The following is a 23,332-nucleotide window of genomic DNA, read 5'->3' on the forward strand; positions in this document are numbered from 1 at the left end:
ATAGAAAATCCGCGAGGATTTTCGTAAGTAGGCTTGCACTAGCAATTAATTTTATACGGTGTTGTGCTTTCGTTATTTCTTTAATTCCTTATTAATTAGTTCTATAATATTATATATTTCCTTTTGCATGTCTTCTAATCTGCTAATACTTTCGAGTTGAGAAACACTTTTCCAACGGTGTACACCTTCATAAACTAAAATCAGCTCCTTTAAATTTCCATCAATATTTAAAAATTCTTTCATTTTAGGTTGATTTACCAGCCTTTTAGGCAGCGTTGTTGACCCTAATAAAGCACTTAATTTTTGAGTAATATCCTGTGATCCGTTACTTGTATCTTCAAAACGTTTTATAGTGATGTTTTGTAGACGTCTTAGGTTCATTAGTTTATTTCTTATATGTGAAGGAATTAAGCCAATATCACCACTGTTCTGAAGTGATTCGATAGTATTTGTATTGAACGTTATAGGAGAATATATTAGAGCAAGTTTAGAAACCTGTTCATAAGCTTTAATGGGTGTCAACCCTTTTTTGTCATAAGAGCTTATGTAATTGTTATATTCTTTTTGTTGATTACTAAATTCTTTAATAATACTTTGAGTAGAGATTATATCATTGTTCAGGTCGTCTAATAATTGTGTATAATAATCTTCTGTCGTTTTTTCTAACTTTTGGTTTTCATTCCAATTATTAATCTGCAATGCAATTAAAATTCCTATTACAACCAGAATTATTTCTCCTATTGCATATTTAAAATACTTTCCAGTTTTATTTTCCATAAGCAAGTTTTGGCGAATCTTTCTAAAAAATTTTATCATTGGTTAGTGGTTTCTGGTAATGAAGCACAACGGTCTGTGTATGAAACGTAGCGTGTAAAAAGGCACTACATTTTCGGATTAGCACAGAGCCGAATTTTTATGTTTTGTTTTTAACTTATCAATCTTAAAAGCCAAATTTAAAAATTTGGCGGTCTTTGTAAATAAGGACAAACCTTTTGATTTAGCACTGATTAGCTATGTTTTATACACCGTGTTGTGCATAGTTGTTTTACGTGTCAAGCGAAATCTCATTCCAGTCAAATTCTCTGTAAACAGTATATTCAAGTGCTTTTCTTCTCTCCATTATTATGTCTAAATCTACTTTGTCCGATTTTTTACCTGTTAAGTCATTATTTCGAGCATACCAATGAGCACGATAGAACTTGTCCAGCATTTCAAAGATTTCTACTTGATTTCTTAATTTAAATTCCGAAATGAATTTTTCTGCCGGTTCGTTTTTCGCAATGTTCGGAATTAACGAAGCGAGTGAATCTTCTACGCCAGTATTCAAAGTCAGATTGTTATGAAATCCGCCAACCCAAGCAAAAGTCCAAATGGCTTCTACAAACCAATAAATATCTGTTTGAGTTTGTTCGGGCAATTCAGAATATTCTGTTTCCAAATACTCCAATTCCTCATCGTTTAAAATAGTTAAAAGTCCGTTTTCTTTAAGCCATTTTTTTATTATTTCTCTAGGTGCTTGAAGGTGTAACTGAAATAATGCGGTCAGAACCAACGTTCTACGAGCAATTTCTTTTGGTTCTCTAAATTCAGGATTGTTCAAATAGGGTAGGTGCTCAATTACTTCAATTCCAGAAGAACGCAATTGTTTCGTATTGCTATCTTTTACTTTTTCAGGCTTTATTTTCTTTTGGAACCACATTTTTTTTCAATTATGCACAACAATTGTATATAGTTACTAGTACTTATATCCGTTAATATCAAGAAATATAGTTACTAGTACCTATATCTATTTTATAAAGTTAGTTACGCTAAAGTGGTAGGGGAGTCTACTTTGCTTGGTCTACTGCAAGGTAAAGAAGAATGTGGTATATTTTCTTATGGGTTACCGTAAAGTTGTAAGAAAACAGCATTTTTATGTTAAGAAATTGGTGAGTGGGTGTATGCCGGTTTTGGTACAGAAGACCAAACCGAAACGTATACCGTTTTTTGCGCTATGTGCTATAGGTGGTGTTCGTAAATGGCGTTTTTTCGCAAACCACGAATTTTCGAGAATTGCACCGTCTTTGATGGTTAACTATTCATTTTTCATGTTTTATACAACTTTGTTGTGTACAGTTTTTTGTAGTATTAATAGCCCGCTAGTTTTAATATTTCATTTGGCATAAGGTCGCTTAACTCTAAAATAGTTTTCCCAGACTTGGTCATTTTTGTACTCAGTTTTTATTTTTTAAAATGTTCAATTCCCCGAAATCAACGTCAAGTAAATTTTCTTGGTCGATCGAGAATCCTAATATTTCTCTTTTTGAATTAAAATTGAAGGTTAAAAACCCATCAGGAACACGTATGTCAACCCAGTCGATTTTAAAGGTGTCAAATTGCCAATGGATCAGTTTTCCTTTGAATACTTTGGTATGGGAAAATGAAATCTCTAATTCATCTTCATTAGATTTATTTATTAATATGTCACCATACATCTTATCGGTATATTTTCCAGAATATTCGCTAATTGCTAATGAAGGTTTTGTGTGAGCCTTTTGTAAAACTTTTTTGGATGCTTCTTTTTTTTCTTTGATTCGATTGTCCCTCCAGTCTTTCACAAATGAATAAAAATTATCACGTAGACTATCTTCATCTTCAAGAAGTTTTTCTAGCAGTAATGCTCTCAAAATAAATGTTGCGGGTTCTTTCGATTGGTTAGTAAGTATAACAAACCCTACGTTCAAATCCTTTATCATTACAAGTTGGGCCGACATACCGTCAATACCACCACTATGTTCAATTACCTTATGTCCATTTACCGGTGTAAGCCACCAACCGAAACCATAGGACGAAAATTCATTATTGAAAGGACTTCCAATGGGATAAATAATTTGAGGTTTAAAAATTTCCTCGATTATAGTTGAATCAACAATCGTGTCATTTTCAAATACTCCATTATTCAGCATTAATCTCATATAATTAGCCATTTCATTTGCTGACGAATAGATAAATCCTCCTGGAGCAAGGTTATCCCCTTTCTCTTGAATAATCGCGATTTTTTTGTAATCTTCATTCCAAATATGCGGTTGTGCAAGGTTTTTATTAGCTTCTCTTTCTGCTGATATGGAGGTGCTATTGTTCATTTTTAGTTTATCAAATACTCTAGTTTTTAAGAAACTATCCCATGATGTCCCAGAAACTGTTTTTACTATCTCTGCAGCAACAACGTACATTACATTTTGATAAGCAGGCTTTTCTCGAAAGCCTGATACTGGTTCTAAATATTTGAGTCGCTTTATTATCTCTTCCCTCGAATAATCAGAGTGATACCAAAGTGTTCCACCACTAACATCTTTCAGACCACTTCTATGGGTAAGTAAATCTCTAATCGTAAAATTATCTGTAACATAAGGGGCGTACAATTCAAAATAAGGTAGATAATCTTTAACTTTATCATCCCAATCAATTTTGCCTTCATCAACTAAGATGCCTATCGTTAAGGCGGTAAAAGACTTAGAGATCGAACCTATTCCGAAAGTTGTGTTTTTATCAACTTTTCTTTCTTTATAAATTTCCAAGTTACCATATCCTTTGGAAAATATTATAGAATCATTCCGAACAATACCGATCGAAAGTCCCGGTATTTCATAGTCTTTTATTACTTGATGAATGAGCAAGTCAAGTGAATCTATTTGTATTTGTTGAGAGAATGAGTTGGAGTATAGGAATAAACCGATTATGGTTGAGAGGAATATTTTCATTTTCATTTTTTTAATTGAACATAACGTTTATATATATGGGTAGTTGCGTGTTTGCTATATCTGATTTTCCTTCGAAAAATTCTCGCACGCAAACCCGCAACTTCCTTTTTTTAGTACTTAACCGTAATTATTTTTAAACGGTGTTGTACTTGGTTATTTGTTTTTACTTACAATTATCACCCCAATAATTGAGGCTAAAACTCCACCAAAGACTTTTTTATTGGTATTTCAATATAACTTTTTAGTAGAATTGGATTTTTTTTGTTTTAAATCTAAATCAGGTTTATTGTTCGATTTTAATTCAATATGATCTTTGTCTTGGCTATTCATTTAAGGACATGTTTAATGAAGCACGACGTGTTGTGTATGGCTAGTTGCTTTGGTTAGGTCTAAAATACTAAAGGAAACCAAATCAGATAAAAATCTGTTAGATTTTCCGAGCACACATATATTAAGCAATGGGTTATACACGTTATTGGCCTTTAGTTTTTTCTTAATTAAGCGCATAACTTTTAAAACCAAAATTCATCTTCCTCCTGGAGGACAATGCAGTTTTAAGTAATTTGTGTATAAGGTTGACAAATGTTTATCTGTTCCTTCTCCTTCTCTAATTCCATGAGTTCTGTTTGGATAAAGCATAAATTGAAATTGCTTATTATATTTTATGAATTCATCAACTAATATTTCTGCATTTTGATAATGGACATTATCATCTCCAGTGCCATGTATATAAAGTAAATTTCCTTCTAGATTTTTTGCATAGGTAACGGGAGAACCTTCAATAAAGTCTTCCATATTTTCTTGAGGTAGGCCCATATAGCGCTCTTGATAAATGTTATCATAGGTTAATTGATTTGCAACTGCGGCGAGTGAGATTCCTGTTTTGTAGATATTAGGATATCGAAACATCAAATTCAATGTTGCAGATCCTCCTCCGCTATGTCCCCAAACTGCTACCCGTTCAGAATCCACGAAATTCCACTTCAAAATTTCTTTGGCTGCCATAGCCTGATCGTTAATATTAATCACTCCAATTTTTTTGTAAATTGACTTTCTCCATGCGCGTCCTTTTGGTGCAGGAGTGCCTCTGTTATCTAACGAAATGTATATATATCCATCTTCGGCCATATTCCCATTATAATTCCTATTTCCACTCACATTATAGGTGTCTTTTACTGTGGTACCGGCAGGTTCAGAATACACATAAAACACAACTGGGTATTTTTTATTTGGATCAAAATTCGTTGGTTTTACCATCCATCCGTCCATTTCAATATTGTCTGAAGTGGTGATGGTAAAGAACTCTGTTGTTGGTTTTTCTTCTAGCTTTTTAATGTTTTTAAGAATACTTTCCTCTTCGGTTAAAGCTTTGTGATTGGCAACGCTAATAAACTCTTTAGAATAGGGGGTAAAATGATTTGAAAAGGTATGTTCAGCATACATACCGTTTGAAGAAAAAGAATAATCATGGCTTCCTTTTAAACTTTCTGGGCTTAGCAACTCGTTTTTCCCTTTTCCATTTAATTTCGTTCTATATAAATATTTTTGCGTGGCATTATCTGGCGAAGCTAGATAATACACAAAACCTTCTTTAGAATTAATGTGCTTCAAATCGATCACATCGTATGCACCTTTGGTAATGAGTACCTCTGGCTTTCCTTCTAAGGAAACTTGGTATAAGTGCCTCCATCCATCTTTTTCAGAAGCCCAAAGAATGCTTTTGTTTTCATTTAAAAAATTAAAATTATTGGTATAATCAATTGCATAAGAATTGCCTAGTTGAAATAAATCTACCCAAGCTTCATCTGATTCTTCATAAATACTTTTTGTGGTTCCTTTTAACGCCTCTGCAATGTATAATTTGCTTTGGTTTTGTTTTCTGTTTAATTGTTGGATCAAAAGGTTGTTGGTACTTGGAATAAATTCCATTCTTACCAAATAATTTTGTGAAACATCTCCAGGAACATCCATCCAAGTTGTTTTGGCATCGGAAATAGTTACAACGCCCACTTTACAAGCAGATGGAGTTTCACCTACTTTCGGGTATTCTAAGGGTACTAATTGAGAATAGATCGAGTCCGTATTGTTGATCATATAAAACTTCTTGATATCGCTTGCATCGATTTGCCAATAGGCAATAGACTTGCTGTCTGGGCTCCAACGAAATCCATCTCTACAAGCAAATTCCTCCTCGTAAGCCCAATCAAAAGTTCCATTTATTAAGGAAACGGTACCATTGGTCGTTAAGGGCTTAATGTTGCCACTTGCATCCTCTTCCGCATATATATTATTATCAGAAACATAAGCTATGGTATTTCCGTCAGGAGAAAACTTTGCAAACATGAGAGATGAAGGAGGAAGGCTTTTACCAATTTGCCTTAGCGTATTTGTTTTAAAGTTAAACACCCAATAATCTCCTTTGGTATTGAGTCTCCAAACTTTTTTAGTGTTGGTAAATAATAGCACTTTTTGTTGGTCTGAAGAAAATGAAAAATGGGCAACATTTAAAGGTTCTGATGTATTTGCTGGAGTAAGTTGCTCTTTGGTTATGACTGTTTTTGTATCGTGGTCGGGTAGGGTATAGGTGAGCAATTGGTTTTTTTCCAATTTATAATAAGAACGCCCATCGTTGGTCCAATTTACTTGTGCTTCTCCATTAAAATTAAAAAAGAAAAAACAAATAAACGCGAGAATTTTAAAGATGTTTAAGGACTTTTTTACGTTTTTCATCTGTTGATACTTATGGATTATTATTGTTTTTTAAAATTTATTTCAAATGCAAATCATTCATTCTTTTTAGGCATAATGAAGGCTAATTTTTACACGGTGCTAGCCTTTCGTTATTTATTTTTTTCAATTCCTTTTTTCTTAATTAAATTGAATTGATCTGACATAAATAGTTTTTCCTTCACCACCTAAAAAAACGAAGGCAAGCGGTGTTTTTATGATTTTCTTATCTGCCGTTGCAAATTTCTCCAAAGGAACTTCATAGTTTTCCCAGGCATTGCTTAATGTAATATCAACTCTTGATTCTGTGCCATCAGGAAGATCATACTTATCTTTTATCGCTAAAGCGAACTGCTCACCACCAATGGCCCCCTTCATTTCAAGGATTACCTTTTTGTATTTTGTAAAATCCATTTCAGTTACGCGATTATTCAATGCGTTAATAGTAAAATAAGGGGAGCCCCAGTCAAACGTATTTTCAGGATAGGTCAAAATCATAGCGTCATCCCCGAATGTTATACCATCAAAAAACTTGCTACTTGATTGTGCGTATACTACTCCAAAATCTGACGGTATTTTGCCATTTACTAAAAGATTTAAGACATCAACTTCTGCATAGGAATAGAAAGTACCACTAAAATCTATTTTGGTCTGTTCATCAAAATTCACCTCTCCTTTTTCGACCATTTCAATGTATTTTTCTCCAAGAATAATTTGCTGATCGTATAATTCAACCATATCTAATTCTTCAAAGCTTTTAGCAAATAGTGCTATCGTATAGTCATCGTTTAAAACATCTAAAAACTGCTCTTTAATATCACCTGATTCCATATATTCCCAGGGCCTCTTAAAAAGTGTACCGACTTCATTCCTGAATTTATAGGACCATGTTTGAAAATCAGTTTTCAACGTCTGATTATAATCTTCCTCCTGTTGGTGTAAACGTTCGGCTGCAGCATAAAACGAATTAAGTAACAATTCGATATCCGTACCTTGAAGTTTACTTAGATAAATTGAATTTTTTAACGCGTCGAAAGCACTAAGGTTGGGTTGGTAATAAATGATATTATTTAATTCACCAAAGGTATTGGCTATAAAAGCGTAATCATTAAAAACTAATACTTCTTTTTGAGAATCAATATAGGTGTTGAAAATAGAATCTGCCCGAATGCCAATATTTTCTCTTCCCGTTCGGATTAATTTTAAATATTTGATATCAGATTGAATAGCACTGGAAATACTTTTCTTAAGCCCATTTAGTTCTGTTGCCTGGATACGCTCCTGATTCCAATTATTGATTTGCAGTGCTAACAAAATACCTATAACCACAAGAACGATTTCGCCAATGGCATATTTAAAATACTTTCCAGTTTTCCCTTCTGAAAGTAAATTTTGTCTAATTTTTCTAAAGAATTTTATCATTTGGTTCGTGGTTGGAATAATGAAGCACAACAATTAAATATAGTAATAAGTACTTAATTTTCTCAATATCAAGGAGTATAGTCACTAGTACCTATATCTATTTCCGCTAAAGTGTTAGGGGCATTTACTTTGCTTGGTCTCCTGCAAGGTAAAGAAGAATGTGGTTTATTTTCCTGCGGTTTTCCGTAAAGTTGTAAGAAAATATCATTTTTATGTCACGAAAATGGTGAGGGGGTTTTAGGTATAGTGGGCGATTATAAAACACGAGTTCTCGATACATTCTTTAGAATTGCTCCGCTTATCTAAAAAACATTTGAAGTGACGTGCCGGCATTACATAAAAAGGCTAAAAAGTGCTGAGCAAAAAACGTATTGTCAGTTCGAGTATTTTCCGCAAGAAAATGCATCAAGTAAAGGTTTGGTAAACGAGAGCTTCTCGATACAAACTTACTCGTACCTTTTAAATTCACTCGAAGTAACAATAGTGGTTTAAACAAAAGGGCCGACCAACGCTGAATTTAAGTTTACTTTTCTGCGTCCGCCAACTTCTTAGTATCAACAAATTGCTGAAAGGCAGTTATTTTACCTGCATCATTAAGTGTCCAAAGATGTGCGGCTTGTGCATTATAACTCTTTCCGGTTGCTTTTACTTTAGCGTCATATCGAAGCGTAGCTAAGACCATATTATCGCTCATACCGTGTGTTTTTACATCCTTTAGGCCAAAGTGTTCGTGGTTGTCGCCAAGTCGTGCAAATACGCCTTCTAAAATTGCATTTGGACCAATGTAGGGATTGCCATCGGCAAGTGAATTGCTTTCCGCTTCGTTCCATTCGATTTTAGGATCCATTGAGCCTAGTACCGTTGGCATATCGCCAGTTGAAAATGCGTTGTACAATTTGTCAATAATCTCAATGTTCTGCTTTGTTGTCATGTTTATGGTTTTTGTTGTTATTAAATTTTTCAAATAGGTTAACTATAGTACTGTACACAGAATTTTACCACCCAATTATTAGGTTACTTCATTTCTCGCAATTTCAGGTTTTGGAATTGTTGAAATGTATAAAATAACAAGTAGTGTTGCAAATGCAGAAACTAAAAAAGTCATGGCCGCACCAAACTGAAACCAAATTAGACCGGCCAATGAGCTGGCCAACATGGTGCAAATGCTCTGAAATCCTGAAAATGTTCCAATTGCCGTGGCAGTATCTTTTTTGTCCGTTATATTTGAAATCCACGCTTTTGAAATTCCTTCTGTTGCAGATGCATAAATGCCATAAAAAAAGAACAGCACGAAAAACATAACCAGATTTGTGTTCGCCGACATGCCGAAATAGACCACTGAAAATATGACCAGGCCGATTATAAATACTTTTTTCAATCCTAATTTGTCGGCTAGGATGCCAATTGGAAAAGCAAACAACGCGTAAATGAGATTGTAAAAAATATAAACTCCGATGACCATCGTGTCATCAAGTCCCGATTCTTTTGCTTTTAAGAGTAGAAAAACGTCAGAACTATTGAAAAGTGTAAAGGCAAGAAGGCCTCTGATCAATTTTTTGTATGCTATCGGACTTGTTTTCCAATAGGTGAGAAACGAAAAAAACGGTGTAGCAACTTTTGGGTTATTGTCGTTACGCCTTGTATCCTTTAATAATAATGAGGCCAATACGGCAAGCACGCCAGGTATAAAAGCAATAAAAAAAAGTGTTTTGTAGTTCTCTGGATAATAATATAAATAGAGCAACGCTAAAGCAGGCCCGATTACCGCACCCAACGTGTCCATAGAACGATGAAAGCCAAAAATTTTACCTTTGGTCGCTGCAGTTGCTTCGTCTGAAAGTATGGCATCTCTTGCCCCTGTTCTAATTCCTTTTCCGAAACGGTCAATAGTTCGAGCAAAGAAGATCCAAAGTGGATAAATAAAAATTGCCATCATTGGTTTCGAAATTGCACTTAACGTATAGCCAATTTGCACGAATGGAACTCTTTTTCCTGAATTGTCCGAAAGCTTGCCGAAATAACCCTTGCTTAAACCGGCAGTAGCTTCTGCAACACCTTCAAGTAAACCAATAAGCACAATAGAAAAACCAATCGATTTTAAGTAAATCGGCATAATCGGATATAACATTTCGCTAGCAGTGTCCGTGAACAAACTAACCAATGATAAAATCCAAACGGTCTTTGTTATATGTTTCAATTTTTAAATTTTGACCTTGGGTATAGTTTTCTAAATGGTACTAATTACTTAGCTCTATTGTAAAGTTAATAGCGTTAAAGCGGGAGGGGGAGTGTACTTCGATTTATGAACTACAAGATACTAAAATTAGGGTATTTTTTAGTAACTGCCATAAATATGAAAAAGCCTCCATTTAGGGAATGCTAAATGGAGGCTTTTACCCAACTAGAGTGGTACGTGTACGGTTATACGAAAAGTAGTATAATAGTTAAGAGTATTCCACCCAACGTAAAATAGATACCTTTTTTAAATACAGAGGTTTGTGGCATGAACATCCAAAATGAGGATATTACAAAAAACAATAATGAAAGCCCGAAGAAAATATTTAGATAATATACCGGACTGTCTGTAGTTGCTTTGTGCAAATGCTCCATCTTATCCAAAATTACCGGAAGTTCCATTTTCTTAACACTGGCCATACCGGTTTTGGTATTGTATTCGCCTTGTTTGAAATAAACGATATCACCTTCGGTTTTTTCAGGTTTTACTCCGCCTTTAATACGAAGGGCTCCACTTAGTTCGCCTTCCGATAAATTGGGTTTTAGTTGTTGCTCACTTATTTTTTCGCTCTTTAGAAAATCGGTATTTCTAAAAATCATAATGATTCCGCTAATGGAATACATCGCCATAATGCCTGCTAGGAAGAATCCTAAATAACGGTGAATAATTCTCATGCGTAATCCGGTGGTCATTCTCATCTTTAATTTCTTTATAGGGTTTTGTTTTTCGAGGGCAAAAATATCTAATATTCCGTTACGAAAAATTAGATATTTAAATGCCAAAAAGGTTTAATGTAATTGTGGGTTTATTTTGATATTATGTGGTCGTTGTGGCAAATTTTATGAGTACGGGAATAAAAAAGCCCTGGAAGAAAAAATCTCCCAGAGCTTAATTGAGCTAGTTGAGTTATTACCTGTAATTTTTTACTCTAGCGTCGTCTATAACGCCGCTCCAGTTTAAACCAAAAGCGAAGTCATACGAGTTGCCATCGGCATCCGTGTAAGCTTTCATGTCCCTTGGCACATCTTCAAACTGAGCTTCTACGGTCAACATATCGGCTGGCATTTGAAATGGAAGTAGGGCAGAAGGTTCTTTAGCTCCTGTAATAATTTCCATTAGCGCTTGATCCTGTACACCCATGTGCACCAATATGGCCGAAGCACTGCCTTCTATTTCAGAGAAAATCATTGGCTTGCCTACTTTTACCGATACGATTACTGGCTTATCGCCCATTTTTGCTTTGGTATCGTTTACCAACTGCATATCGGTCGTATTGATAGTATTCACTGTTTTACCTTTATAGGTTCTATTTGTAAAATCTTCAAGTGGACTACCGCCTGCTAAACTTACTTCACGGGCCGTATCTGCAGTATATGTGCTATATTGAAGACTAATCGGTACATACCCATTACCGCCTTTTTCCAAATCGGCACGGTCATAACCAACGCCGCCATTTGGACTATGGATACCTACAAGAGCGAAATCTGCTTCTTCAGGAGTTTCAACAACATCAAAATATTTAGCAACAACATCCATATTAAAAGCATCTACTGTTGTTTCGGGAGTAGTAATTCCCCACCAGTTTGTACTTGGTGCTACATAGCGTTGTGGCACATATACTTTCTTTTTGGATGCAATGGGCAAGGTTTTACTTTGATTCTTAAGCATTATAATAGATTTCAATTGCGCATCGAAACCGGCTTTCATAAACTCACTGTTACCTACTATTTTTTCAGTTTCAGACACATCTAAATACGGATTTTCGAAAAGTCCCACTCTAAAAATATTGGACAATAATCGAACAGCCGAAGCTTCGAAACGTTCACGAATCGCTTCTTCGCCATGTTCTGCGACACCCATTTTATAAGCCTCTAAAACCGGGCCCATAGCATTATTTCCGCCGAATTGGTCCATACCTGCAGCTATAGCCTTGTAATGGCGTTCAGCTTCGGAAATGGTTTCTACGCCCCAAGGTTTACCTTCAAATTTATCGATTGCGGATACATCTCGAGTTATTCCCCAATCGGTACAAAGAACACCATCATAACCATACTCGCCCCGTAAAACATCGGTAATCAAATACTTGTTATACCCGTTGGCTACATTTTCTCCTTCACCATCAGATATAGTATAGTAGGGCATTACGGCCGCTGCTTTTTTAGTTGGGCCATTCAATTTAAAGGCACCCTCGGTAAATGGTTGCATATGGTCTTTTATATTCTTGCCAGGATATACGGCATAAGCACCATACCCAAAGTGACCATCGCGCCCTCCTTCTTCAGGTCCGCCACCGGGCCAATGTTTTACCATAGTATTTACACTTTGCATTCCCCAATCACCACCATCGGTAGACTGAAATCCGTCTACATAAGCACGTGCCATATCAGTAGCCAAATTTGGATCTTCACCCATAGTGCCATCAAAACGGCTCCAACGTGGTTCTGTAGCTAAATCAATTTGTGGAGAAAGAGCGGTTGCAATTCCTAAAGCTCTATATTCTTTAGACCCAATTTCTCCGAATTGTTTCATTAACGCTGGATCAAAAGATGCAGCAATGCCCAAAGTACCGGGCCACATAGAAATAGCACCACCTGCACCGGCATTGAACTCTGCATAAGAATCACTACCATGTCGTGGATCTGAACTTGTGTTGACAGGTATGCCCAAGTACAACCCTTCTGCAAAGGCTTGTGCATTATTGTTCCATTGTGCGGCGGTAACCGGACTTTCAACAGAGGTAATCAGCACATGACGTAAATGATCTTCTGTCAAAAATTTCTTTTGCTCGTCGGATAGATCACTGGCTAAGGCACCGCTTTCTTGAAAAGGTTTGCCACCATAATTAGAGGAGCCAAACCCACGACTACTACCTGGTAAAGACTGGTGCGAACTGTACAGCATTAGACCTGCAATATCCTCAAGGCTCATTTTGCCCGCCAAATCTTTTGCCCGTTCGGCTACCGGTAAACGCCAATCTTCATAGCTATCAAGCGTTCCGTTCTTGTTTAAATCTTTAAAAGCGTACCGATCTTGCGATAAAATGGTAATACCGGATTCAGCGGAATACCCTAATGTAGCTCCATTTTGGTTACTAACAATTGTGACACCATCCTTAACTTCAGAAGTATATTTTTCGCTACAGCTAGTTAAGAGAACACCTGAAATTAAGGCGGTCAGTAAACTGCTATTTATTTTATTAGTTATCATGCTATATATTATTGACCGCTAACAATTTCAAAAAGTTCTTTGTCTAGCTGAGGTTTAACTTCACAAGTCACATCAAAATGCATAGTTGCGGTATTGCTACTATTATATTTTGGCCATTCTGGAAGGTTCTTGTAATTCGGATTTCCTGTTTTCGCAAAATTGATCCATGCACCGCTCATTTTTTCAGCTAGAACATGAGCTTCTTCACCACCACCTGTCATTTGATTTGCAAGATTGATATTATCGAATACAAAAGGTAGTTCCATACAGTGAAGCGCTTTATATTTTCCGTCAAAAACGGGAGATTGCCATGTGAATATGAACATGTATACAGGAGCTCCACCTTCTATTGCAGACTTTTCATTTGCTTGAACCACGGCACCAGGTCTAAACATAGTGTCGATATCTAACAGGTCTTTAGGATCTGTATCATTTGGATATGCCTTTTTGGCCGCTTTGATATAAGCATCTGCATTGTCTTTGTAGGTATCTTTAATATGTTTCATGATGACTTCTTCAGATGCACCCACAAAACGCATATTTGCAAATGGTGCAAATTCATTTTTTGCGGTACCGATCATCAACGGAATATCTTTTGATAAGGCCAAGGCTTCTTTACTGTTCACCTGATAGGGTAGGTCATTACCATCTCGACTTGGTCCCCAACTTAGGCCGAACCCAATAACCGGTTTTCCTTCGGCTTTCATTTTTTCAGCTACAACACGAAGTGCTTTGGAGCTTGCATCGGCCAATACTTCAAAAGGAATGTTTTGAATGCTATCCACATTTTTAGCATCTAATCCAAGAATGGCGATGGTTTCATTTGAAATACTTTGGGTGTCTTCTTTTTCTAGCATGGCACTTCTAAATGCACCACTTTGGTTGATAGCTTTATGGAACAATCCTTTTGCCTTTGGCATTGCCATAAGCGTGTTCACTTTGGCGCCACCGCCAGATTGACCAAAAATCGTTACATTATTAGGATCACCGCCAAAATTGGCAATATTGTTCTTCACCCATTCTAGGGCCTTTACCATATCTAAAATACTATTGTTGGCAGAATGTTGGTACTTTTCACCATATGCTGATAGGTCAAGGAAGCCTAAAACATTCAATCGATGATTGATTGTAACAACCACTACATCTCCTTTTTTTGCCAAGTTTTCACCATCGTAAGAAGGAAGTTCATGACTTGATCCTGCCGTAAATCCGCCGCCATGGATCCAAAATAGAACTGGTCTTTTTTTGACGTTAGAAGCTTCTGGTGTCCAAACATTCAAGCTAAGGCAATCTTCGTTAGGAAATCCCCAATCATGGTCGAATACAAATTCTGATTCATCTTGTATAGATGTTGTAGGGTTTAGTAATGGTGCTACAGGCCCATACATGGTGGTGCTTTTTACACCTTCCCATTTAGTTGGGCTTTCTGCCGCTTCGAACCTTTTTGCCTGTGCGTACGGTATACCTTTGTAGGTAGTGATTTCGTTATGAACGTAGCCGCGAACTTGGCCGAATTCAGTTACCGTTGCTGGAACTTGTGATCCTGTAAGTACCACGTCTTGAGCAGAAATTATCGAGCTAAATAGCGTCACGGCCAACACGGTCATTAATTTAATATAGTTTTTCATTTGGTTGAGTTAATTAAGAGTTATAAATATTTTGATTTAGATAATCGTTTTTGAATTTGCCCATAGGGTCAAACTGCTCGGCTAACCCAAGAAATTCGGAATATTTTGAATATCGAGAATGTAAATGAGCTGGGTCTATGGAAAATATTTTCCCCCAATGTGGGCGAAAATCAAATGGTTCAAGTTCTTTTTCAATGATTTTCACTAATTCACCAACCTCTTTTGGGTTTTGCTCCCAGGTAAAATGTATTGCCACACAATCTTGGTGATAGCAAGGGCTCATCCAAAGTTCATCTGCTGCAATAGTCCGTATTTCGGTAATCATTAATTGAGGCTTGAACTGTTCTCCTATTTTTTCTAAAGCTAGAATTGCATCTAGCGCTTTTTCACGTGGAATAAAGAATTCAGATTGTAACTCTTTGCCACTACTTGGGGTAAAGCCCATTTTAAAATGTGGTAAACGATCATACCATGGGCCGGGTACGCCCATTTGTTCGGTACAATTCTCTGCGGATAGTTCTGTGATCGGGTGTAAATTTCTTGTTGCTGCTGTAGCGGTATAATATTCTTTCCCTAGATTTTTCACCTCTTGATCAATCCTTCTTTTTACCCAAACTTGACTTATGTTCTGGTCTTGCCAATCGGTAAAAAGACTAACGCTATATCCACCAGAGAGTATAGCGTTAAAATTGTCTTTTAAAGATTCTAAGGGAAGGTTTTGAAACACATCTTGTCTGACATCAAAGGTTTTTTCAATTTCCAATGTTATTTTTGTAATTATACCTAAGGCACCCAGACTAACTACGCAGGCATTAAGAAGTTCATGATCATCCGTTTTGCTAATTTGAACTATTTCCCCTTTTCCATTAACCAATTCAATCGCTATTACTTTGGTGGCCAAATTACCATTGGTAACCCCAGATCCGTGTGTTGCAGTTGCACAAGCGCCTGCTACTGAAATATGAGGCAAAGATGCAAGGTTATGTAAAGCATACCCCTTATCGTGAAGTTCTGTAGCAAAATCACCATATTTAGCTCCGGCACCTACTGTCACGGTCATGGCCTCTTCATCTAATTCAATAATTCCTTTAAGGTTTTTCGTTGAAATCTGGTTTAAAGTACTATCGGCAATGTTATTAAAGCAATGGCAAGAACCTAGGGCCTTTTGAGAACCTAGTTTCTTGACCAATGCTTGTACTTCTTCAACGGTTGAGGGTTCAAAAAGATTTTCAGCGGTATATGTATAGTTTCCTGCCCAATTTTTTCTTACCGGGGCAGTAGCTTCTTCAATAATTGTTTTCTTTTCATCTCTACAAGAAATCATAGGAAACAGTACAGTGCCTGCTGTAAAAGTGGCCGAGGACTTTATAAAATCTTTTCTTTTCATCTTAAATTGAATTTTTGCGCGATTGAAAAGTAAAAGCGCTTTTGAAAAGTTTATTTGAAACCTATTTCTTTAAGTCCGTCATGGCTAATTTTAATAGCTTCCAATGGTTTTAATCCATCAAAAGTCATGTCTTGTTCTACCATATAATATTTCATACCCGATAGTTTTTTGTTGTCCAAAATATTCTTGAAGTTAATTGAACCCTTACCTACAGGGGCAAATCTACCTTGGTCATCCATATCCTTTACGTGCCAGATTTTGAAACGTCCCGGGTATTTGTTGAAATAGGCAATAGGATTAGCTCCTGCCTTGGTTACCCAATATAGATCCATTTGAAAGTTCAATAATTTAGGATCTACATTTTCCAATAAGTAATCGATCGGTACGATACCATCTTCATTCTTTTTGAATTCAAAATCATGGTTATGGTATAATAATTTTAATCCTGCTTTATTGGCTTTCTCACCTAGCGTAGTTAAAATCTTGGCCAAATCTTCTATGGTGCCGTTCATGCCCATACTCATTTTCTCTCTATTGAACTCGAACATGCCCATTGGTGGCACGGGAATTACAAAATATTTGAACCCTGCGGCTTTAACGTCAGCCATCATCTGGTCTGCATTCTCCAAGGTAACAGAACTTTGGTGTGTGCTAATCGGCTTAAGCTTCAAAGATGCCAGTAATTTTTTAAACTCTACGGGTCTCATATTATAGAACTTGCCATCTGCATACCCTGCAGCCTCAATGTTTTTGTAGCCGGCATCGGCTACCGCTTGTAATGTTGCTTTTGCATCGGTACCCATGTCGTCTCTAACGGTGTATAGTGCAAGTCCGCCAAAATTCTTTTGTGCGTAGGTCGTTAGCGTACCGCACATGAATATGGCGAGAAGGGTACATTTTAAAATGTTGTTAAGTGTTGATTTTTTCATTTTTGTTGTTTTAAGCGTTATGATTAAGTTTTTACTGTTTATTTAAAGCTATATTGATAAGGGGCTTTATGTGCCTTACCTTGAAAAAGTTTTTCGTGCCGTTCTAAAATGTCTAGCGATAGCATTTTTCTTTGAAATGTGGTACGTCTCAATTTTTGGTCTAGAACGGCCTCGAAAACCATTTGCAATTGTTTCATAGTAAATTTTGAAGGCAGAAGGTTCATGCCAATTAGCTTTTCGCTAAGATTGCTACGAAGTACCTGCAAGGCTTTTTCCACAATATTATTATGATCCATCATTAATTTTGGAAGTTCATCTATAGCATACCATTTTATACTATCCGAGTACTCATCTGGGGTAGGGGTTACTTCCTCGTAATTAATAAGGGCGTAGTAACCAACGGTATTAAAACGCTCTAACATCCAACTATTCTCTTTAGTATTATCGTTGTTTGCAGTTAGAATACGTTCCATATGCTCTGGGTCGGCCCGATCAACATTACCAAAAATATAGAACTGGTCCAAGTAGACATTGTCTAAACCAGTACGTTCCTTGACTCCTTGTTTTGCGGCATCATCTATACTTTGGTCAATTTCTATAAAACCACCAGGTAGGGCATATACGCCGGTGTTCTGGTATTCTAAAATGAGTATTTTAAGAAGCTTTCCGTTAAAACCAAAAATGACACAGTCAAAGGAAAGATTGGGTATGAAACTCCTATTTTCTAAACCTTTCATTGATTAATTTGATAATATTTGAATACGTTTTTCAAATTAAGCACAATTTATCATCTAATCAAAGGATTATTGTCATAAAATGAGACAATAGGCAAAAAGTACCGATTGTGAATAGTTGACTATTCACAATCGGTACTTTCATCCATAAAGGAATATTCGGAAAAAGTTAACTATTCAATTCAATTTTTATAGTAACGGAAAACTTAAGACATACCTTTGTAATTATAGAAATCTAGACCTCGTCATTTCCTTTAAAATACCAGATATTCATACTCTCCATTTTATCCCGAACTACGCAGTTGTTCGTTAATGTTCCCGCTAAAATAAAACCGTGTTTACTATAGGTGATATTTAAACCGTATGAAGTTGCCCTTACCATGGCGTATATTGTTAGACATCCTAAACTGTTCATCTTCTCTTTTATATTTTGAACAAGAAAATAGGAGAGGTTTTGCCCGCGATAATCTGGATGGGTCACAAAATCTACAATCTCCATATTTGCCTCATTTTCATGAACGGCTAAGATGGCAGAAACCAATAATTCCTCATTTTCGAAAAGACCATAGAATTGATGATTCAATTCTTTAAGCCTTGAGAAGTAGGCTATATCCTTTATTTGATTAGGATGATACTTATAGGCCTTTTGGTGCAATTCCTCTAATTGCCCAAAATTAGTTGAGGTAAGTTTTTTGATGGTCAGATTTACAGGTAATTCGAAATGAGAATCCGTATTGGGTTTATTTGCTGCAATTGCAATGGTTTTGACCGCAGCAATTGTTTTCAAGTTCTTTTCATCGTTAGTATATCGTTCTGTATTAATAAAGTCTGCAAGAAAGTAGCCATCTATAGAACCATTATAAAGACCGGGAATTTTTGCTTCAATCATATAACCGTTGGATTTTAATATATCCATCGATCCTTCAGGTACTTTACTGAGAATTTTTTCATAGTTCTTCTTCTTTGCGAGGTCCTTCATCTTTAGAAGAAAAATACCTAAATCGACCTTATTTGCTTCAGAGAAATAAATGCGATTATGTATATTTCCATGATATACCAATGCACCCTCAATGGTTTCTATTTTTTCGAACATTAATTCTGATTTAGCTTTATGTAACTGAAAATTTTTTAGCGTATTTGACCATCACCAAATACATAATATTTGTTGGTAACCAATTGCTTTAGACCCAATGGACCTCTATGGTGTAGTTTATCGGTGCTAATAGCTAATTCTGCCCCAACCCCCATTTGTCCGCCATCCGTAAAACGTGTAGATGCATTTTGGTACACCGTAGCGCAATCCACTTCTTCCATAAATTGTATGGCCGATTCTTTATTTGAGGTCATGATAGTTGCGGAATGGCCACCAGAATATATATTTATTTTTTCAATGGCCTCGTCGAGAGAATCAACAGCGCCCAAACAACATTTCATTGCAAGAAATTCTTCTTTCCAAACAGATGCATCTTTAATGAGATTGGATCCTTCAATTAAAATGTTTACATCGTTATCCACTAACGTTTCTACCCCGTTTACTTGCAACAGATTATAGAGTTCTTTAAGTTTTTCGGTGTAATTTTCAATTTTGGAACTGATCAAGATTTTATCCAACGCATTGCAAGCCGATATTTTAGCTGTTTTTGCATTGAGAATAACTTTTACGCTTTTCTCCCAGTTTGCATTTTCATCTACATATAGAAAATTATTACCACGTCCACTTACAAGCACAGCAGCAGTGGCATTTTGCTTTACAAAGTTTATTAAACGCTCACCACCTCTAGGCACAATTAAATCTAATTTTTCTGGCGGATTTTTCAAAAACATTTGGGTTTCTTCACGGTTCAAAATTAATTGTTGAATATAGTTTTTTGACAATCCGTTTTCTTCCAAGGCCTGATGCCAAAGTTCAGTAAGGATGGTATTGCTGTACAACGCTTCTTTACCTCCTTTTAAAAATATCTTGTTATTCGACTTAAACGCTAAAACCGCAGCTTCAATTGTTACATCTGGCCTAGATTCATAAATAATCATTATGGTGCCAAAGGGTGCGGTTCTATTATTGATTTCCAAACCATTTTCCAAAGATTTAGTTGAAATGGTTCTACTCACAGGGTCTTCTTGTGACCTCACTTCTTTTATTGAAGCGATCATTCCATCAATTTTACCGTCGGTAACGATCAATCGGTCGTACATGGCTTGATCCTCCAAATTAAAGAGGTCTAAATCTTTTTTATTGGCGTCAAGAATGTCTTTCCGATTTTCATCTAGAATACGCTCCATGCTCTTTAATACGTTGTTTTTTATTTCTGTAGATAGTAATTTCATTATACTTCTATTTTTTCTTCAAGGGTCACTTTTGTGCCCACATTTTTTCCGTCTATAATATCAATAAGCGTACGGTCTTTTTTACCGTTAGCTATGTAGGTAGGGATGTTATTGGCTGCTGCTTGTTGCGCATAATCTAATTTAGAACCCATACCGCCACGGCCTTCTCCAGCTTTCTTATTGCTGTCCTTTATGAATTCATCAAGATTTTCTTCAGGATTCACATGTTCTACAAGGTCGCTACTTTCGGCATTTGGGTGCCCAGTATAAAGTCCGTCGATATCCGTTAGAATAATAAGTTTATCAGCATCTATAAGTTGAGCGATCAAACTTGCAAGCTCATCATTATCAGAAAACATACCCATGGTCACCGAAACGGCATCATCTTCGTTGGCTATTGGAATAACACCTTCGGATAACAAACCCTCAACACAACTAATCATGTTCTCTCTATGTACCCCAGGAGTAAAATCTCTTTTAGTAGGAAGTACCTGCGCACATTTCATACCATAATCATTAAAAATATTATAATAATGGCGCATCATACGAGGTTGCCCAATGGCCGAATATACCTGTCTGCGCTGTGTGTCATTCTCAATACTTGATGTACCTAAAACCTCTTTACCTGCAATTACGGATCCAGAGGATACGAGAACGGTCAAAATATCACGTTCATAAAGTTCAGCAATCTGTCGTACCAAATTTCGTAATACGGGTCTTACAATCCGATTGTCTTTATTGGTCATTACGTTTGTACCTACTTTAACTACAATTTTCTCTTTATACATGTACCTTTTCTTTACCTAGTTCAACGGCACGTTCAAAAGCTGCGAAAGCTGCTTCTTTAATTAATTCTCCAACATTATTATTTTCCATAGAATCTAACGCCGCACGGGTAGTACCACCTTTACTGGCAACTTTGTCCATCCAAGAATTTGGTGATAATTCATTCTGATTAAAAAGCTCGATGGCACCGGTAAAGGTTTGTGCCACTAAAATTTTTGAGACGTTTGGTGTAAAGCCCATTTTCAATGCAGCTTCCATCATACTTTGCATAAAGTAAAAAACATAGGCAGGTCCGCTTCCCGAAATACCTGTTGAAGCATCGATAAAATTTTCATCGCTCACCAAAACAGATTTCCCTGTGGTATCCAATAAACTTTCAATGGTCAACAATTCAATTCTCGTGACATCATTAGAAGCAACAAAAGACGTTAATCCCTTGCCGATTGAAGCCGGTAAGTTCGGCATGGCTCGAACTATTTTGGTAAGACCCGTAAGATTTTGTATAGTTTCCATAGTAACACCCGCCATAATGGAAATTATAATCTGCCCAGGTTTTACCAACGGATTTAATTTTAAAAAAACACTTTCTGCATGATAAGGTTTAACAGCAATGAAAATGATATCTGCCTGCGGGGCACACTTTTTTAAATCATCGAACGCATCAAATTGTGGATTCTCCCGTAATTCTTCCAATTTCTCTTCGGAAGTATCCAAGACCATTATATTTCTTTTCTTCAATAATTTAGATTTTGACATGCCTTCTGCATAGGTCAACCCCATATTTCCAGCTCCTATTACTAATATCTTCATAAATTCAAATTATGTATTAATCGTATTATTTTATGTTTTTAAATAAATAGCATTTTTTCAATCGCGTTATTTTTTCTGCGATAATATATTTGCTTATAAGTGTGCACTTCTTTTATCGGTATTCCTAAAAAGTATTTGGTGATCGAAGTGACTTTTGAGTTCTTAAGTCCGGTTCTCGTTCGATACAATTCTTTGATTACGCTTTGTCTTTTTATATAAATAAATTTCATGTTGTACTATTATCAATGGTAACATAACATATGCTTTGCCAAGTCCTAATAAGACGTGTTAAGCTTATGTTATAATGATGAAAAAAATGTGCTAAGGTTGGTTTAAGGGAATATTGATTTTAAAAGTTGGTATTAGGCTATAAATAAGCGCGTAATACCTCTGTGTTCGAGGTGCGTCGTAAGGTTCTAAGACCTTTGTCCTTAATTTGGCGAGCGCGTTCTCTGGTAACGTCGAAAACTTCTCCTATTTCAACCAAACTCATTGGTGGTTGATTGCCAAGTCCGAAGAAAAGGCGTAAAACATCACTTTGTCTTTCCGGTATTTTATTTAGTACTTGATCGATATCGGTCTCTAATGATTCATCGATCATTTCTTTATCAGGACTATTAAGTTTCCTTGATTCCAAAACATTATATAATGATGAGGATTCACCTTCTTTAAAAGGGGCGTCTAAGGATATATGTTTTACAGAAGACTTAATGGAACTTTTTACTTTTGACACACTAATATCAAGTTCCGAGGCAATTTCTGTTGGGCTTGGAGGCCTTTGGTAGGTTTGTTCTAAAATTGAATACACCTGATATATCTTAGTATTGGTAGCGATTTTATTCTGTGGTAAACGAATTACCCGAGATGTATTTGAAAGCGCTTGTAGAATGGATTGTCTAATCCACCAAACGGCATATGATATAAATTTAAAACCCCTAGTCTCATCAAAACGTTTTGCAGCCTTTACCAAGCCTAAGTTGCCTTCATTAATTAAATCGGTAAGCCGTAAGCCTCTATTTTGATATTGTTTAGCGGCAGATACCACAAATCTTAAATTAGCACTTACTAATGCGTCTAGCGCCTTTTGATCACCCTCACGAATTCTTCTAGCCAGTTCTACCTCTTCATCTGCAGTAATTAAATCGATTTTACTTATTTCCTGAAAATACTTTTCTAATGATTTGGAGTCTCTGTTAGTTATTTGTTTGGTAATCTTTAGTTGTCGCATATATACTTTTTGGATTAGTATTTATAACATAGCATAATTTAGTTGAAATGCAAGTTTATCGACGGTTTTGTGATTTATTTGTCTATTTTGAGGAGTTTTTGGATTGTTTTTTAATAAAAACAATCATTTTTTAATTTTTCGTTTTTTCTAATTTAGGGATGGTTAATTCAGAA

General features: G+C 36.1%; 18 protein-coding genes. All 18 read right to left on the reverse strand.

Annotation, left to right across the window (positions count from 1 at the left end; all coding sequences use genetic code 11):
- Positions 1-72: 72 nt before the first annotated feature.
- Complete coding sequence (locus AACZ41_RS10085; RefSeq protein ID WP_339628307.1) at positions 73-777, reverse strand: DUF6090 family protein; 705 nt, start codon at positions 775-777, stop codon at positions 73-75.
- A gap of 268 nt (positions 778-1,045) precedes the next feature.
- Positions 1,046-1,699 carry a DUF4272 domain-containing protein gene (locus AACZ41_RS10090; RefSeq protein ID WP_339628308.1) on the reverse strand — a complete coding sequence of 218 codons (654 nt, stop codon included), beginning with the start codon at positions 1,697-1,699 and terminating at the stop codon, positions 1,046-1,048.
- A 514-nt stretch (positions 1,700-2,213) separates the two neighbouring features.
- A complete protein-coding gene (locus AACZ41_RS10095; protein WP_339628309.1) occupies positions 2,214-3,740 on the reverse strand; it encodes a serine hydrolase in 1,527 nt (508 codons plus the stop codon).
- 525 nt (positions 3,741-4,265) lie between these two features.
- Positions 4,266-6,470: a S9 family peptidase gene (locus tag AACZ41_RS10100; RefSeq protein ID WP_339628310.1), complete on the reverse strand. Its 2,205-nt coding sequence runs from the start codon at positions 6,468-6,470 to the stop codon at positions 4,266-4,268.
- Positions 6,471-6,608: 138 nt separating this feature from the next.
- Positions 6,609-7,889: a hypothetical protein gene (locus AACZ41_RS10105; protein WP_339628311.1), complete on the reverse strand. Its 1,281-nt coding sequence runs from the start codon at positions 7,887-7,889 to the stop codon at positions 6,609-6,611.
- Positions 7,890-8,412: 523 nt separating this feature from the next.
- Positions 8,413-8,820 carry a nuclear transport factor 2 family protein gene (locus tag AACZ41_RS10110; RefSeq protein ID WP_339628312.1) on the reverse strand — a complete coding sequence of 136 codons (408 nt, stop codon included), beginning with the start codon at positions 8,818-8,820 and terminating at the stop codon, positions 8,413-8,415.
- 78 nt (positions 8,821-8,898) lie between these two features.
- Positions 8,899-10,086 (reverse strand): MFS transporter, encoded by a 1,188-nt coding sequence (locus tag AACZ41_RS10115; protein ID WP_339628313.1) that lies wholly within the window; start codon positions 10,084-10,086, stop codon positions 8,899-8,901.
- Between the two features lie 224 nt (positions 10,087-10,310).
- Positions 10,311-10,823: a hypothetical protein gene (locus AACZ41_RS10120; protein WP_339628314.1), complete on the reverse strand. Its 513-nt coding sequence runs from the start codon at positions 10,821-10,823 to the stop codon at positions 10,311-10,313.
- 211 nt (positions 10,824-11,034) lie between these two features.
- Positions 11,035-13,332, reverse strand: a complete 2,298-nt coding sequence (locus AACZ41_RS10125) for a glycoside hydrolase family 3 N-terminal domain-containing protein (protein ID WP_339628315.1) — start codon at positions 13,330-13,332, stop codon at positions 11,035-11,037.
- An 8-nt stretch (positions 13,333-13,340) separates the two neighbouring features.
- Positions 13,341-14,960, reverse strand: a complete 1,620-nt coding sequence (locus tag AACZ41_RS10130) for a carboxylesterase family protein (RefSeq protein WP_339628317.1) — start codon at positions 14,958-14,960, stop codon at positions 13,341-13,343.
- 13 nt (positions 14,961-14,973) lie between these two features.
- Positions 14,974-16,347 carry an FAD-binding protein gene (locus AACZ41_RS10135; protein WP_339628318.1) on the reverse strand — a complete coding sequence of 458 codons (1,374 nt, stop codon included), beginning with the start codon at positions 16,345-16,347 and terminating at the stop codon, positions 14,974-14,976.
- 50 nt (positions 16,348-16,397) lie between these two features.
- Positions 16,398-17,222, reverse strand: a complete 825-nt coding sequence (locus AACZ41_RS10140) for a sugar phosphate isomerase/epimerase (protein ID WP_339628405.1) — start codon at positions 17,220-17,222, stop codon at positions 16,398-16,400.
- Positions 17,223-17,314: 92 nt separating this feature from the next.
- Positions 17,315-18,013, reverse strand: a complete 699-nt coding sequence (locus AACZ41_RS10145; RefSeq protein ID WP_339628319.1) for an NUDIX domain-containing protein — start codon at positions 18,011-18,013, stop codon at positions 17,315-17,317.
- 232 nt (positions 18,014-18,245) lie between these two features.
- Complete coding sequence (locus tag AACZ41_RS10150) at positions 18,246-19,103, reverse strand: GNAT family N-acetyltransferase (protein WP_339628320.1); 858 nt, start codon at positions 19,101-19,103, stop codon at positions 18,246-18,248.
- A gap of 35 nt (positions 19,104-19,138) precedes the next feature.
- The gene (locus AACZ41_RS10155; RefSeq protein WP_339628322.1) at positions 19,139-20,335 is read right to left on the reverse strand and encodes a glutamate-5-semialdehyde dehydrogenase; all 1,197 of its coding nucleotides are present in this window, start codon (positions 20,333-20,335) and stop codon (positions 19,139-19,141) included.
- Entirely contained in the window at positions 20,335-21,123 is a 789-nt protein-coding gene (gene proB / locus AACZ41_RS10160) for a glutamate 5-kinase (protein ID WP_339628324.1), read from the reverse strand. Before proB ends, AACZ41_RS10155 begins: the two co-directional genes overlap by 1 nt.
- On the reverse strand, positions 21,116-21,931 hold the full coding sequence (proC, locus tag AACZ41_RS10165; protein ID WP_339628327.1) for a pyrroline-5-carboxylate reductase: 816 nt from the start codon (positions 21,929-21,931) through the stop codon (positions 21,116-21,118). The genes proB and proC overlap by 8 nt, the downstream gene beginning before the upstream one ends.
- Before the next feature lie 367 nt (positions 21,932-22,298).
- Positions 22,299-23,159 carry an RNA polymerase sigma factor RpoD/SigA gene (locus AACZ41_RS10170; RefSeq protein ID WP_339628330.1) on the reverse strand — a complete coding sequence of 287 codons (861 nt, stop codon included), beginning with the start codon at positions 23,157-23,159 and terminating at the stop codon, positions 22,299-22,301.
- Between the last annotated feature and the right edge of the window lie 173 nt (positions 23,160-23,332).

Origin of the sequence: uncultured Maribacter sp. (assembly GCF_963974015.1) — a bacterium.
Classification (GTDB): Bacteria; Bacteroidota; Bacteroidia; order Flavobacteriales; family Flavobacteriaceae; genus Maribacter.